Here is a 13,998-nt window from a genome sequence, read left to right on the forward strand (position 1 = left end):
TTTAATGTTGTCCTTTTTTACGTTTATAGACGACAAAAGATAGAAGTAATACAGCTGAAGCACCCATTAAAGTGATATAAAGCCATTTAGATTCACCGGCAGCTGTTTGTGGATTTGTCGGTGTCGCATCTGATGATGTTGCTTTTCCTGTTGCTTCGGCATTTTCTCCTTTTGAAGTGTCACCTTTTGAATCATCCGCATGGGATGCAGCTGCGGCACTGTCACCTTGCTTATCACCTTTTAATAAATATGTGATGTTGTAGTTATGGTCATATTTAAAAGGTTTACCGTTTACTTCTTCATCGATATACACTTTAATTGTGCCTGGAATTTCGCCTGATATTTTATCGATTAAAAATTCTGAAGTACGTTCATCTTTTGCTTTATCTTCATGCACAATATTTTCTTTTTGACCGTTAAATGTAAAGTTAACAATCCAATGGCTGTGGTTGACTGTGAATTGTACATATTGTTTACCGTTTTTATCAATTAACTTAGCGGGTTTATTGAAATAATCATTTGCCATGGATACGTCTTGTGTTTTATGTTTTAAAATATCGTAATTCAGATCTTTTTCAGCAGCTGAAGCTACAATGGAAAAAATGGCCCAAGTTAACACAATTAATACCGCACTCATTGCGATAACTTTCTTGATTGTTGTTGTCATATGAATCATCCTTCTTTCTATATGATGAGAGGTTGTGAGAGACCCACAACCTCATTTTCTTGATTCTCAGGAATACATTACAGACTATTTTTCTTTGATTTCACGTGTCTATTCCAAAACAGTGCGATACCACCTAAAAATACAGATAAAATACCAAACGTTGTCGCTGATTCTTCTGTACCAGTTTTCGGCAATGCTTTTGCCTTATCAGGTGTTGATTTGTTTCCTTTAACTGATTTTACAGTTTCAGACTTCATTGCTTTAGCTTTAACTGAACCAAGCGGCTGTACAGATTTAGATGCTATAGCTTTCATAGATGGTTGAGTTGCTGCCGCATCTTGTACTTCTGTCACAACTTCAGATACTTTTGGTTCTGTTTTTTGAACTGACATCGGTTCTACTTTTATTTCTGGTTTTACATTAGACTCATCCGATGCTTTTTCAGTCGATTCATCGACTTGCTTAGTATCTTTTTCAGGTGTGATAACTTTTGGTTGTACTTTTTCTTTTTCAGCTGTTTTATCTACAACTTTATCAGTTGCTTGATCTTCAGCTTTTTCTTGTGGCTTAGGCATAGGTTTAACTTGAGGTTTTGACTCAGGCGCTTTCAAATCGGCAACTGCTTCGTCAAACGCAATTTGTGTCGTATATTTATTGTTGTAATTGATGCCTGGGACTACAATATGCACCTTACTTGTTAACATCTTTGTACCTGGTTTCACTTCAAAGTTAATAACTTTTTGATCAGCTGTTTTTGAAACCTCATGTTGTTTGAGCTGTTGTGCACCATCAAAGAGTTCAAATGATTGCCACCAATCTGGATTTTTAATTGTAAACTGTACAAATGTTTTACCATTTTCCTTAACCACTTTTGCTGGGTGGTCCATATAATCATCCATGACTGATTTTTGATCTTCACCGTCTTTTTTAACCATAAAGCCGATTTCTTTTGTAACAGGCGCAGCATTTAAAGTTTCTACTTTAGGTGTAGTGTGGTCAGATTGTTGTTCAACTTGTGGTTTTGGAGCTGGCTTTTCTACTTGTGGCTTAGGCGTCACTTTCGGTGCTGCTGCATCTGTTTGTTGTTGGATTGATTGTGCAGTCGGCGGTTTATTTTGGTCAAGGTCTTTAATTCTTACATGGTAAGCACCTTCGTAGTTGATTTTAGGTAAGCTGACCTTCACAATCGCATCATAGTGATCAATACCAACTTGATATGGGAAGACGACTGTTCTTTCATTCTTCTTCGTATCACGTGCGATCGTTTTCACACGCTCGTAACCTTCCTTAGTATCTACCATAAAGTCATCCCACATGCTTTCTGACTTAATTGTCATCGCCACATAGTGTTTACCGTTTTGTTGGAAGACTTGCATAGGTTTGACTACTTCAAAGTCCATGTGTGAAGGTTCATTTTTCTTACTATGCAACACTTCAAAGTTATGTTGTTCTGGGTTCGTAATTGTGAAATCTGACAATGGCGCATTTTTAAATTCTTTTTTCGCAGCTGCTAACTGTTCTTGTAATTGTTCTTCATAGTCAGCAAGCATTTCTTTATCATTTTCTGAAGGCACTTTATCTTTCGCCATCAACTTCTTAAGTTGATATATCTTATCTTCTAACGTAATCGCATTATCGAATGCTTCTGTTTCTTTCTTTTTCTTACACTCATCTTGTGTTAATGGCTTAGAATCACTTGCGTTGATAGGTTGGTTGAATTTAAGTTCAACATCTTCAAACTCTTGACTAGTAACCAATCTTGATGATGATTTCGTTGATGATTTCACAATGACACTTTGTGTATTGTTTGGAACTGCGAATTGTAACTTAGCTGTATTTTTTGCTTTATCGTAAGCAGTGACTTGTGTATTTAATTTATGGTTCTCTTGATAAACATCAAATCTATCCCAAATTGTTGGAATGTCTAATGTTAATTCAACAGTTGATGCTTTATCACCTTTTATAAATTGAGCAGGTTGTTTAATATTTGATGCATGGAAGAATGCTTCTTCGTCAGTATTGGGTTTAACGACTTTAAACTCTACTGGGTAACGCTCTTCGTTTGCGTGAGGATCTTGTAAAGATGGTTGTTTAATTGCTTCTTGTACTGAGACTTGATTTGTTGGTGCTGCTGTTGCTTTTTCTGTTTATGGTGCTTCTTGTTTTGGTGCTGGTGTTGTTTCAACTTTCTCAGGTGTCGGTTTTGAGTCTGTTTGAGATTGTGCTGTAGATGCTGCTTGTGGTTTAACTGCTTCTTTCTCTTTTGACTCAACTGTTTTTGACGCTGAAACAGGTGTCGCGTTTGGTGTCGTCGAAGTGCCGCTATCCGTTACAGTAGTCGGTGCTGCTGCGTTTGATACGGGCGCTTCTTGTTCAGCTGCTTGTGCTTGTCCTCCTCCTAAGAAGATCACTGCACCTACAGCTATCGAAGCTGCTCCGACAGTAAATTTACGAATTGAATATTGGTACGCTTTCTGGTTGGCATGGTTCATAACTGTTCTCTCTTTGTTGTTTCTCACGTTGATAACGCTCCTAATCATTAATTTTTACACCGATAATGATAATCATTCTCATTAACAATGTATAAAGGGAGTATAGCACACCCTTAAATCAATGTCATTACTATTATTTATGTTTTTTAAAGTAGTTAGAATAACACTATTATATTTTCGTTATTATTAAATAATTATAATTCAAAGAAGTTTTGAAGTACTTTGACATTACGCATATCAAGCGGATAGTGGTGTTTGACCTCCCCTTCATGAAATTCCGCAACATAATCTGCGCTGTTTATAATCAATTCATAATCATGTGTAATGACCAGAATTGTATACCCTTGGCCTTTTAATTGTCGTAATTCTGTCGCAAATTCAGACATACGTTTGCCATCTAAACCACTGGTTGGTTCATCAAATACTAAAATAGGTCTGCCGCTTTCTTTAGCACTCGCAATCGCCAGTCGCTGCATTTCTCCGTTTGAAAGTGATAAGGGGTGTTTATCACGGTGTTGTTTTAAATCAATTATATCTAACGCATGTACTAAATCAGCATCTGGCATATTACGATGACTGAATCTGATTTCTTCTTCTACAGTTTCACCGAAAAGTTGAGACTCTACATTTTGAAAGACTTGATATACATCGTGCTTCCACTGTTTTTGACGTATTTTATGTGTGTCGTTCATAATCACTGCGTCTCTATTTAACTTAACTGCACCCATTAATGCTTTCGCGAATGTAGATTTCCCTGCCCCATTGTGGCCGACTATCGCTGTTATCGCACCTTTATGTAAATCAAATCGCTCAATATTTAAATCTAATGTTTCTTTTTTCTGATAGCGATATTGCCAGTTTTGTATAGGTATCACATCGTGTGATGAAGGTTCTGATCGTTTTGGTCGTAGTCGTGTTAAATCTGTCGCTCGTAAACCATGTGCTTTTAATTGTTTTAGTTCTAATTGACGAAAATCATCTTGATTCCACGCTTTAGTAATCTGACCTGATTCAATTAAGATAAAACGATCTGCCAAATCTAATAAATAATGCAGACGATGTTCCGCAATAACAATCGTCTTCCCTTGTTGCTTCCAAGATTGAATCATACGTGCTAATTTTTGAACGGCTTTGAAATCTAAATTTGAAGAAGGTTCATCCATGACAATAAGCGCTTGTCCTGCGATTTCAATACTGATACAGGCAATCATTTGTTGTTGACCACCCGACAATTCAAAGACATTACTTTCTAGTAAATCATTAATTTGATATTGATCTACTGCTCTAATAATTCGTGATTGAATTTCTTCTGGGTCTGTATAGTAATTTTCTAATTCAAAGGCAAGTTCATTTAATACATGTGTACAGAAGAATTGTGATCTAGGATTTTGAAAGATACTGCCGATTTTGTGACTTAAATCTTTGAAAGCATAGTCCTTCATGTTTTGTCCTGCGATGACAATATCTCCTGCGATTTCACCTGAGAAAAACTGAGGAATTAGCCCGTTGATTAATCTTAGTACTGTTGATTTTCCGCATCCTGATAATCCTGTTAAACAGACCACTTCGCCAGGACGAATAGTTAAATTAAAATCTTCTAATGCATTTTTATCTGAAGCACTGTAGCTGAAAGTTACATTGTTAAATTGAATCATTTGAGCCTCCCTCTTATATAACGTAATAAAATAAAACAAGTAAAATTAAGAATCCTGCGATAGTTTTGTCGATTGCAGTCATTTTAAATACAATGAGTGACGTACGTGCAGCGTCTACAGACAGTCCTCTTGTTAAAGAAGCGGCTGTCAACTCATTTGAAATTTTGACCACTCGATTAATTAACGGTATAATACGCATTTCGGTATAACGTATCGGATGTAGAAACGCTTGAAGTGTCGTCATACCCCGCATACGCATCGCATGTTTAATGTTTTGCGATTCTTGATAGACCACAGGAAGAAAACGAAACATGACCGCTAAAGGAATCGTCAACACATTGGGAAACTTCATTTTCTCTAATGCACTAATGAACATTTCAACTGACGTTGTTTTAAATAAGACAAATCCCATTAAAGCAGCAGGTAAAAAACGTGTAAGCAAATTGGCTATTATAAATATCAAACTATACACAACCGCATGGTAATCTCTCAATTGGAATGTTTCGATATACCATCCAGTAAAAAGAATAAAAAAGCATAATAAGCCAGCTTTATAATAATGTAGATAAAGCAGACAAAATGTAGGTATCAGAATAATTACAAGTCGTGGAAAAACTGCATAACCTGTAGTAGTCCCTGTTAAAGCAATAAAAGAGATCAATACCATGCTTAATAATTTTATTCTTGGATCAATTTGAGTATTGATCATGACACCATACCTGCACGTACAAAATGTTTCTTAAATAGAATTCTTGCGATAACAATTCCGATAACAGCACCGACAATACAAGTCATTAAAATGATAGGTAAGGTTTGTAGTGTGAATAATTTATCAAGTAGTGCTGTATATTCCTGTCCTCTTTTTTGTTCGAGATAATCGAAAAAGGATTGTCTTGCGAAGTAAAACGGAAGCAAACTGCCGAGTGACCAAAATGAAAAAACAATATAACCGATACTTAATGTAAGCCAATGACAATAGTTGCCGATCTTCATAATTAAATCAGCTAGAATCGGTAATGGAATACCAGTAATTAATGCGAGCCCTGGGTGACCCATAATAAACAATACTAAGCTCACTACAATACCACTGATACTTAAAGCACCAAACTTTTGTGTTTTAGCTACCAACAACATAATAGGTACACTGCCAATAATCGCAAATAATGCAGGTAAGAAAAACATAATCACTGGCACTATCCCCGCAATACCTACAGGTGTAATTAACACAAAAAATATTGCAGTAAAGAGCCTGATGTTAATTAAATCTTTAACTTCTAATTTCTCACGTTGCATGCATGTATCTCCTCCTTAAAAATCTGTTGTTAAATTTATCGTGTGAATATAACTTAAACATAGTTTACCACCATTGATAATGATTCTCAATTACGTATTTCAATCAAAAATTACTTTCATTTAGTAAAAGGTATATAAAACAATAAAATAGAAATAACTGCTTATCTGAGCTTTAAATTATTCAAATCCATTTAGAAATCCACATTAAACCAGTACATTCTATCCTATCAATCAGACTATTCATTTTCTACTACAATTAAAATCTCTCTATATAAACTATGTTTAGATTTAAATTTATCCTCGTACACATAGCCTAGTATACTAGCTAATTTATATATTTTAACTTTTTTGCTTTGCAAAATTAGATTCACATCTAAAATATAAAAGAGGCTGGATTTATGTCCCAGCCCCACTCTTTTTAAATGATATTCTAATATACTCTATAATATGCTTGGTTACCCCACCAAGCTTTTTCCGCAGATGCACGTGCTTGTTTTCCAGCAGTGGTATAGCCACTATCTGAACGATATTTGCCGATTGCTGTAGAATCATGACCATAACTATTATGTGTGTAATATGACCAAACATATGTTGAGCCTATTCCATGACTCCATTTTCCACCTTCTGCCCATTCGTAAGCATTTGCAATTGTAGTTGTTCCCATTCCTAGTAATAAAGTGGCAATAATTATTGTTCTAGCAACATACTTTTTCATGAAAACACCGTTTTTTAAAACGTTCTCTATCTATTAAAAATAATATACAATAAAAATCCGCTAGCGTCAATAAATTTTCTGAATATTCTTACATCAATAAGTCTTTTCGTAATAATTATCATATTCTGAATATTCTATTGATTTAACTGTGATTTCGTGCTATGATTACGTCATTAAATCAATACGCTTTAGTTCGGTAGAGAGTGAAAGCGTTGATGGAAGTGAGGAACTATAAATGGAATACATCGAATACCAAGATAAAGTGCTTAAACGAAAAGATTTGGAACTCCGCTTTTTAAAATATTTCCAATCTCATCAGTATGAAGTGATAGATTTGCATTTTATTGAACGTTTGAATTGGCAACAGTTGACGCAAGATGATTTAGAAAGTATGGGAACGCGCAGCATTTGGAAAAATGGTCAAAATTTCTTTGCGCTTCGTAATGACTGGACAGATCAACTTCAACATTATGTCAGAACGTATGCTTTAAATTTAAAACAAGCCGTATATGCAGGCCCTATCGCAAACAATGAACATATCAGCACAAACTTAGGTATTGAAGTATTTCATCCGACTTACCAAGAAATGTTGACGAGCTTTCAGTTAATGTTGGGATTTGTTCAAAAGGAAATGAAACGCGAGGTAGATTTTGCGGTGATTGGTCACTATCAACTGTTATCGTTGTTGTTAAGTGAAGAAGAACGCACACCAAAAATCTTACAATTGATTAATGAACGTAACCTTTCTGAACTTAATCAGCAGTTGCCTAAAGGTCATAAACTTTTAGGTTTATTGAAACAACCGACTCATTTGCAACTGGATTATATTCGAAATATTATCCCTAACGATCATCCGACATACTTATCTTTATTACGATGGTCAGAAGAATTAAAACGTGCAGGCATCCAAACGATTCACTTAGATGTAACAACAATGCCACCGAAAACATACTATATCGGCAGTTTTATGCAGCTGTTTGAAAATAGCCAGTCTGAACCGATAATGTCAGGCGGTCATTACAGTGGAACAATCGATGGTTTCGGTTTTGGGATTCAATTAGATTAGGAGGAACAAATTATGTTAACGATTGCCCTCAGTAAAGGGAGATTACTCAAAGACTTCATCGCATTTTTAGAACGCAACAACAATCCTATATGGGCAGAAGCTTTACATCAGCGTGAACGTAAGCTGCAGATTACCGTAAAAGATATTAAATTCATTTTAGTTAAAGGAACAGATGTCCCTACTTATGTTGAAGAAGGTATCGCAGATTTAGGCATTACCGGCAGTGATATCTTAAGTGAAAAGCCAAATCATAATGTGAATAACTATATCGATTTACCGTTCGGTCAATGCCACTTTTCTGTAGCAGCCAAACCTGGTGTGACAGATATCAATCGTGTTGCGACGACTTACGTTAATACTACACGCCAATATTTCAATCAACTCGGTCAAGATGTCAGCATCATTCCTTTATCTGGATCAGTGGAACTCGCAGCTGTCGTCAATATGGTTGATGCTATCGTGGATATCGTCCAAACAGGTACAACACTTAAATCTAACGGATTAGAAGAACGTGAACAAATTGGTAATGTAAATGCGAAATTAATTACCAATAAACATGCTTTCTTCAGTAAATCAGACGCTATTAATCAATTCATTACACAACTAGGGGTTTCTATACATGCTTAATAAAACTGAATTTTATGCGCGTTTCCAAAACGTTTCAGATATCGAACAATCATTAATCGACCAAGTCAACACAATCATTCAAAACGTCAAAAAGAATCAAGACAAAGCCTTATTTGACTATAATAAACAATTTGACGGTGTCGAACTTTCACAATTAGAAGTACCGCAAGCGGATATTGAAGCCAGCTTGACTCAAATCTCACCAGAATTACGTGAAGCTTTGACACAAAGCTTTGAAAATATCAAAGCATTCCAAGAACGTATCAAACATGAAGATGTCATCGGTGAATACACAAGCGAAATTTATAACCCGCTTGAAAGTGTCGGTATTTATGTTCCAGGCGGTAAAGCCGCTTATCCTTCGACTGTTTTAATGACTGCGACACTTGCTAAAGTTGCAGGGGTCAAAGAAATTATCGCAGTGACACCTCCACAAGCTGAAGGCATTAAATCAAGTATTCTAGCAGCTTGTAAAATTGCGGGTGTCGATCGTACTTTCCAAGTCGGCGGTGCACAAAGTATTGCGGCGTTAGCCTTTGGTACGGAAACTGTACCTAAAGTTGATAAGATCGTCGGACCAGGTAATCAGTTTGTTGCGTTAGCGAAACAATTACTTTATGGCTATGTCGGTATTGATCAAATCGCTGGACCAAGTGAGATTATGATTATCGCAGATGAAACATCTCGTCCTGAATTTATTGTTCAAGATATCTTAGCACAAGCTGAACACGATGAGCGTGCACGTACTTTTTTATTATCTACAAGTCAATCTTTATTAGAAGAAGTAGAAGCGTTATTACCAGAGGCTATCAACAACGCCCCAAGAAAAGCGATTATCGAACCAAGTGTACGAGACTTCCACTACCCTATTTTGACTGAAAGTATCGAAGATAATATAGAAATCGCAAACTATGTCGCACCTGAACATTTATCAATTCAAACAAAAGAACCTGACTATTACATCAACAAAATCAAATATGCTGGCGCAATGTTCTTAGGTTCTTATGCACCTGAAGCTTTAGGCGATTATAACGCAGGGCCAAGCCACGTCTTGCCTACTAACCAAACATCCCGCTTCACAAACGGTTTAACAGTCAATGACTTCCTCACAAGTCACTCTGTAATCCGTTACGACCAACATGCCTTCAACAACCTTGCAGAAGGCGCTATGACAATCGCCCATGAAGAAGGCTTATACCAACATGAAGCCTCAGTTAAAGTCAGAGTAAAATAGGAGGAATCATAATTGATTTATATTGATAAAAACGAAAGCCCGATTCCTGCACTTTCTAAATCAGAAATTGCAGAAGTCATTAATCATACAGATTTTCGCGTCTACCCAGAAACACAATATAATGATTTTCTTAAAGCATACGCGGATTTTTATAATTTAAATACCAATCAAGTTTTAGCTGCGAACGGATCTGATGAATGGATTCAAAAATGTATGTTAGCTCTGCCAGAAGGCCCAGTACTTACGTTAAGCCCAGATTTTGTTATGTATACCGAATTTGCGCGCCAAACTGAGCGTGACATTGAATATGTCTCATGCGACCAAGATTTCCGCTTCTCACTCGAAACGATTTTAAACCGTATTGATGACGTTCAACCTGCTTTCTTTATCATGAGCGTGCCACATAACCCAACAGGCGAACAATATCCTTTCAATTTCTTGAAAGCTATCAGCGACAAAATGAAAGCACTTGGCGGTTACTTTGTCATTGATGAAGCTTATATTGAATTTGGCGAACCGATTGAAGTAGCGTTAGAAGATCATATCATCGTCATGAAAACATTAAGTAAAGTCTTCGCGTTAGCTGGCTTACGTATCGGTGTCGTGATTTCAACACCAAAAACGATTCAATTATTAAATCGTTTCGCACACCCGTATCCGATGAGCACTTTATCTTTAACACTAGCGGAAACATTATTTAAAGATACTAAACGCGTTATGAATCTGATCGCAGAACAACGTTACTTATGTCGTAAACTTAATGATATTTTCAAACCTTACCACAGCAATGATTTAAAAGTGATTCCATCTAAAGCAAACTTTGTCTTCACATATGGACCAAAAGCACGCAGTTTAGGTGAATACGTGATGGAACATGGTTTTAAACCACGTATTTATGATGAACCTGAATTAAATGAAGCTGTCCGTTATTCTATTGCGACAGATCAAGAACTCGATCAACTCTCACAAATCATCAAGGAATGGAGTGAACAAAATGACTTATCATAAAACACGCGCAACTAAAGAGACCTCTATAGAAGCAACGCTAGATTTTACCAATCAATCAGAAACATCGATTTCAACAGGGGTTGGCTTCTTAGACCATATGTTGACTTTGTTCAGCTTCCATAGCGGTATTGCCCTTCAGTTAAAAGTTGAGGGTGATACCTATGTTGATGATCATCACACAACAGAAGATATCGGAATTGTGTTAGGTCAATTATTATTAGAAGCTGTTCGTGATAAAACATCTTTCACACGATACGGTACTTTCTATATTCCAATGGATGAAACGTTAGCACGTGTCGTTACAGATATCAGTGGACGTCCTTTCTTATCATTTAATGCCGAATTCTCTAAAGAGAAAGTCGGTACGTTCGATACAGAACTTGTCGAAGAATTCTTTAGAGCACTTGTGATTAATGCCCGTTTGACAACACACATTGATTTAATCCGCGGCGGTAATACGCATCATGAAATTGAAGCGGTTTTTAAAGCCTTTGCGCGCAGTTTAAAAATCGCACTTTCAGAAAGCGATACACAAGGTGTGCCTTCCTCTAAAGGAGTGATTGAATGATCGCGATTGTAGACTATGGTGTCGGAAATATCAAAAATGTTGAACGCGCGGTCAATCACTTAGGCTACGATGCACAACTGACAAGCGATTTTGACACAATTAAAGAAAGCTCGCATATTATCTTACCAGGTGTCGGTCATTTTAAAGATGCGATGACAGCACTCAAAGCTTCTGGCCTAGATAAGTTACTGATTGAACTTCAAGACAAGAAACCGATGATCGGTATTTGTTTAGGTATGCAGCTGATGTTTGAACACAGTGATGAAGGCGATGTAGAGGGTTTAGGTATGATTCCTGGTCGTGTCGTGCCGATTGATACACCATACCCTGTACCGCACTTAGGTTGGAATAATTTAGAAAGTAAACACCCTCTTTTAGATAAAGACGTTTACTTTATTCACTCTTATTACGTTCAAACACCTGCACCGATTATTGCGACAGCGGAATATGGTCTGCCGATTACCGCCATTGTCCAAAAAGATAATAAAATCGGTATCCAATTTCATCCAGAAAAAAGCGGTGATTTCGGATTAGCTATTTTAGACCAAGCATTGAAAGGCGGTTTTATTCATGATTGAAGTATGGCCAGCAATTGATTTAATCGATTCACAAAGTGTGCGTTTAACTGAAGGTGACTATGAAACGAAAGAAGCGATGGCGAGAACTGCAGAAGAAGCCGTTCAATTCTATAGTCGTTATAAATGTGTGAAACGTATCCATGTTATCGATTTAATCGCTGCGAAAACCAAACAACCTGTTGAAGCGGATTATATTGAACAACTTGTTGGTTTAACAGATTTACCGATTGAAGTTGGCGGCGGTATCCGTTCTACTGAAACGGTTGAAGATTATTTCAATAAAGGTGTCGCTTATGTGATTGTCGGAACGAAAGGTATTCAAGATACCGCATGGCTTAAAACAGCTGCTGAACAGTTTCCAAATCGTATTTACCTATCTGTAGACGCTTATGTTGACGAAATCAAAGTTAACGGATGGTTAGAAGAAACAGGATTGAACTTATTTGAATTCGTTAAGACCATTGAACACTTACCGCTTGGTGGCTTGATTTATACAGATATTTCGAAAGACGGTAAATTAGAAGGACCGAACTTCGAATTAACGAAACAACTTGCGCAAGCGACTGCCCTACCCGTCGTCGCATCTGGCGGAATCCGCAGTTCTGATGATTTGAAGCGTTTAGAAGCGGATGGTGTACATGCGGCCATCGTCGGCAAAGCTGCGAATACTGAAGCCTTTTGGGAGGGATTAGAATGATAAAAAAGCGTATCATCCCTTGTCTTGATGTCAAAGACGGTCGTGTCGTCAAAGGTGTGAAGTTTAAAGGATTGCGTGATATCGGCGACCCTGTGGAAATGGCAGCGTACTATAACCAAGAACTAGCAGACGAACTTGTTTTCTTAGATATTTCACGTACTGAAAGTGGTCATCAAATGATGTTAGATATTATCGAAGAGACTGCTTCTAAACTGTTTATCCCATTAACCATCGGCGGCGGTATCAATTCTGTTGAAGATATCTCTATCTTGTTAAAACATGGTGCAGATAAAGTTTCATTAAACTCTAGCGCATTAAGAAATCCAGAATTAATTGCGGAGGCATGTCAGAAATTCGGTACCCAATGCATTTGCGTCGCAATTGATGCGAAATGGGAAGAAGATAAACAAGATTGGTTCTGTTATACACATGGCGGTAAGCAACGCACAGATAAACGCACTTTAGACTGGGTTCAAGAAGTCGAAGCATTTGGTGCTGGTGAATTGCTTGTGACTAGTATGGATTACGATGGTGTCAAACAAGGTTTTGATCACCGCTTATTATCATTAATCAATGACCGTGTATCTATTCCAATTATCGCTTCAGGCGGTGGCGGCAATGCGCAACACTTTGCGGATTTATTTAAGGAAACTGATGTCTCAGCCGGCCTCGCTGCCAGCATTTTCCATGATAAAGAAACAACCGTCGGCGCTGTGAAAGCATTTCTAAAAGAAGAAGGAGTTGAAGTCAGATGGCAATAACACCAGACTTTTCAAAAGGATTAGTACCCGCAATCTTACAACACTATCAAACTAAACAAGTGTTAATGCTGGGATATATGAATGAAGAAGCCTATCAAAAGACTTTAGAAGATAAAGTGTGTTGGTTTTATTCTCGAAGCAAAGAACGCCTATGGAAAAAAGGCGAGTCTTCTCACAACTACCAACATGTCGTTGATATTAAATTAGATTGTGATCAAGATACAATATTAGTCTTCGTCAATCCAGATGGTCCAACTTGTCATACAGGTTCAACGAGTTGTTTCAATACAGAAACACCTTTCTTTATCGATAGTTTAGAAGACATTGTGCAATCACGCGCAAACAGCGATGATGACAAATCATATACTCATTACTTATTGAATGAAGGTATTGAGAAAATCACGAAGAAATTCGGTGAAGAAGCATTTGAAGTTGTGATTGCTGCTATGAAGAACGATCAAGAAGAATTAGCTAATGAGACAGCTGACGTCTTATATCACCTCTTTGTGTTACTCCACGCTTGTGGTGTAACTGTAGATGATGTGAAACAAGTTCTACAAAGCAGACATCAAAAAAGCGGTAATTTCAAAGGTGAACGTAAATCTGTTCAAGACTGGTAAAAATTGTTTTAAATAAG

At 37.1% G+C, this 13,998-nt stretch carries 16 protein-coding genes; 9 read left to right on the plus strand and 7 right to left on the minus strand.

What is annotated here, in order from left to right:
- Position 1: 1 nt before the first annotated feature.
- The 7 genes from isdC to HMPREF2603_RS06405 all read right to left on the minus strand — a co-directional run bounded on the left by isdC (position 2) and on the right by HMPREF2603_RS06405 (position 6,822).
- On the minus strand, positions 2-667 hold the full coding sequence (gene isdC / locus HMPREF2603_RS06375; RefSeq protein WP_060803867.1) for a heme uptake protein IsdC: 666 nt from the start codon (positions 665-667) through the stop codon (positions 2-4).
- Between the two features lie 77 nt (positions 668-744).
- A complete protein-coding gene (locus HMPREF2603_RS06380) occupies positions 745-2,763 on the minus strand; it encodes an NEAT domain-containing protein (protein WP_398575018.1) in 2,019 nt (672 codons plus the stop codon).
- Positions 2,764-2,814: 51 nt separating this feature from the next.
- Positions 2,815-3,186: a YSIRK-type signal peptide-containing protein gene (locus tag HMPREF2603_RS06385; RefSeq protein WP_060803865.1), complete on the minus strand. Its 372-nt coding sequence runs from the start codon at positions 3,184-3,186 to the stop codon at positions 2,815-2,817.
- A gap of 167 nt (positions 3,187-3,353) precedes the next feature.
- Positions 3,354-4,814 carry an ABC transporter ATP-binding protein gene (locus HMPREF2603_RS06390; RefSeq protein ID WP_060803864.1) on the minus strand — a complete coding sequence of 487 codons (1,461 nt, stop codon included), beginning with the start codon at positions 4,812-4,814 and terminating at the stop codon, positions 3,354-3,356.
- 13 nt (positions 4,815-4,827) lie between these two features.
- Positions 4,828-5,523 (minus strand): energy-coupling factor transporter transmembrane component T, encoded by a 696-nt coding sequence (locus HMPREF2603_RS06395; protein WP_070502001.1) that lies wholly within the window; start codon positions 5,521-5,523, stop codon positions 4,828-4,830.
- Positions 5,520-6,107, minus strand: a complete 588-nt coding sequence (locus HMPREF2603_RS06400; RefSeq protein ID WP_060803862.1) for an MptD family putative ECF transporter S component — start codon at positions 6,105-6,107, stop codon at positions 5,520-5,522. The genes HMPREF2603_RS06395 and HMPREF2603_RS06400 overlap by 4 nt, the downstream gene beginning before the upstream one ends.
- Before the next feature lie 430 nt (positions 6,108-6,537).
- Positions 6,538-6,822 (minus strand): lactococcin 972 family bacteriocin, encoded by a 285-nt coding sequence (locus HMPREF2603_RS06405; RefSeq protein WP_060803861.1) that lies wholly within the window; start codon positions 6,820-6,822, stop codon positions 6,538-6,540.
- A gap of 235 nt (positions 6,823-7,057) precedes the next feature.
- Here HMPREF2603_RS06405 and HMPREF2603_RS06410 point away from each other — a divergent pair, with 235 nt between their 5' ends.
- The 9 genes from HMPREF2603_RS06410 to hisIE are packed head-to-tail and all read left to right on the plus strand — an operon-like array spanning position 7,058 to position 13,981.
- Positions 7,058-7,888: an ATP phosphoribosyltransferase regulatory subunit gene (locus HMPREF2603_RS06410; protein WP_057510966.1), complete on the plus strand. Its 831-nt coding sequence runs from the start codon at positions 7,058-7,060 to the stop codon at positions 7,886-7,888.
- A 12-nt stretch (positions 7,889-7,900) separates the two neighbouring features.
- A complete protein-coding gene (gene hisG / locus HMPREF2603_RS06415; protein ID WP_002480430.1) occupies positions 7,901-8,515 on the plus strand; it encodes an ATP phosphoribosyltransferase in 615 nt (204 codons plus the stop codon).
- Positions 8,508-9,749 carry a histidinol dehydrogenase gene (hisD, locus tag HMPREF2603_RS06420; RefSeq protein WP_060803860.1) on the plus strand — a complete coding sequence of 414 codons (1,242 nt, stop codon included), beginning with the start codon at positions 8,508-8,510 and terminating at the stop codon, positions 9,747-9,749. Before hisG ends, hisD begins: the two co-directional genes overlap by 8 nt.
- Before the next feature lie 12 nt (positions 9,750-9,761).
- Positions 9,762-10,757: a pyridoxal phosphate-dependent aminotransferase gene (locus tag HMPREF2603_RS06425; RefSeq protein WP_060803859.1), complete on the plus strand. Its 996-nt coding sequence runs from the start codon at positions 9,762-9,764 to the stop codon at positions 10,755-10,757.
- Positions 10,744-11,325, plus strand: coding sequence for an imidazoleglycerol-phosphate dehydratase HisB (gene hisB / locus HMPREF2603_RS06430; RefSeq protein ID WP_060803858.1), 582 nt, complete (start codon positions 10,744-10,746; stop codon positions 11,323-11,325). Before HMPREF2603_RS06425 ends, hisB begins: the two co-directional genes overlap by 14 nt.
- Complete coding sequence (hisH, locus tag HMPREF2603_RS06435; protein ID WP_002480426.1) at positions 11,322-11,903, plus strand: imidazole glycerol phosphate synthase subunit HisH; 582 nt, start codon at positions 11,322-11,324, stop codon at positions 11,901-11,903. Before hisB ends, hisH begins: the two co-directional genes overlap by 4 nt.
- Positions 11,896-12,600: a 1-(5-phosphoribosyl)-5-((5-phosphoribosylamino)methylideneamino)imidazole-4-carboxamide isomerase gene (hisA, locus tag HMPREF2603_RS06440; protein WP_023015825.1), complete on the plus strand. Its 705-nt coding sequence runs from the start codon at positions 11,896-11,898 to the stop codon at positions 12,598-12,600. The genes hisH and hisA overlap by 8 nt, the downstream gene beginning before the upstream one ends.
- Complete coding sequence (hisF, locus tag HMPREF2603_RS06445; RefSeq protein WP_060803857.1) at positions 12,597-13,361, plus strand: imidazole glycerol phosphate synthase subunit HisF; 765 nt, start codon at positions 12,597-12,599, stop codon at positions 13,359-13,361. Before hisA ends, hisF begins: the two co-directional genes overlap by 4 nt.
- On the plus strand, positions 13,352-13,981 hold the full coding sequence (gene hisIE, locus HMPREF2603_RS06450) for a bifunctional phosphoribosyl-AMP cyclohydrolase/phosphoribosyl-ATP diphosphatase HisIE (RefSeq protein ID WP_023015823.1): 630 nt from the start codon (positions 13,352-13,354) through the stop codon (positions 13,979-13,981). The genes hisF and hisIE overlap by 10 nt, the downstream gene beginning before the upstream one ends.
- Positions 13,982-13,998: the final 17 nt, after the last annotated feature.

Origin of the sequence: Staphylococcus sp. HMSC055C03, assembly GCF_001809385.1 — a bacterium.
Classification (GTDB): domain Bacteria; phylum Bacillota; class Bacilli; order Staphylococcales; family Staphylococcaceae; genus Staphylococcus; species Staphylococcus simulans.

Excerpts from the sequence above, each read along its gene's own strand:
- isdC (WP_060803867.1), bottom strand. The coding sequence starts at position 667 with ATGACAACAACAATCAAGAAAGTTATCGCAATGAGTGCGGTATTAATT.
- HMPREF2603_RS06390 (WP_060803864.1), bottom strand. The coding sequence starts at position 4,814 with ATGATTCAATTTAACAATGTAACTTTCAGCTACAGTGCTTCAGATAAA.
- HMPREF2603_RS06395 (WP_070502001.1), bottom strand. The coding sequence starts at position 5,523 with ATGATCAATACTCAAATTGATCCAAGAATAAAATTATTAAGCATGGTA.
- HMPREF2603_RS06400 (WP_060803862.1), bottom strand. The coding sequence starts at position 6,107 with ATGCAACGTGAGAAATTAGAAGTTAAAGATTTAATTAACATCAGGCTC.
- HMPREF2603_RS06405 (WP_060803861.1), bottom strand. The coding sequence starts at position 6,822 with ATGAAAAAGTATGTTGCTAGAACAATAATTATTGCCACTTTATTACTA.
- HMPREF2603_RS06410 (WP_057510966.1), top strand. The coding sequence starts at position 7,058 with ATGGAATACATCGAATACCAAGATAAAGTGCTTAAACGAAAAGATTTG.
- hisG (WP_002480430.1), top strand. The coding sequence starts at position 7,901 with ATGTTAACGATTGCCCTCAGTAAAGGGAGATTACTCAAAGACTTCATC.
- hisD (WP_060803860.1), top strand. The coding sequence starts at position 8,508 with ATGCTTAATAAAACTGAATTTTATGCGCGTTTCCAAAACGTTTCAGAT.
- hisB (WP_060803858.1), top strand. The coding sequence starts at position 10,744 with ATGACTTATCATAAAACACGCGCAACTAAAGAGACCTCTATAGAAGCA.
- hisH (WP_002480426.1), top strand. The coding sequence starts at position 11,322 with ATGATCGCGATTGTAGACTATGGTGTCGGAAATATCAAAAATGTTGAA.
- hisA (WP_023015825.1), top strand. The coding sequence starts at position 11,896 with ATGATTGAAGTATGGCCAGCAATTGATTTAATCGATTCACAAAGTGTG.
- hisF (WP_060803857.1), top strand. The coding sequence starts at position 12,597 with ATGATAAAAAAGCGTATCATCCCTTGTCTTGATGTCAAAGACGGTCGT.
- hisIE (WP_023015823.1), top strand. The coding sequence starts at position 13,352 with ATGGCAATAACACCAGACTTTTCAAAAGGATTAGTACCCGCAATCTTA.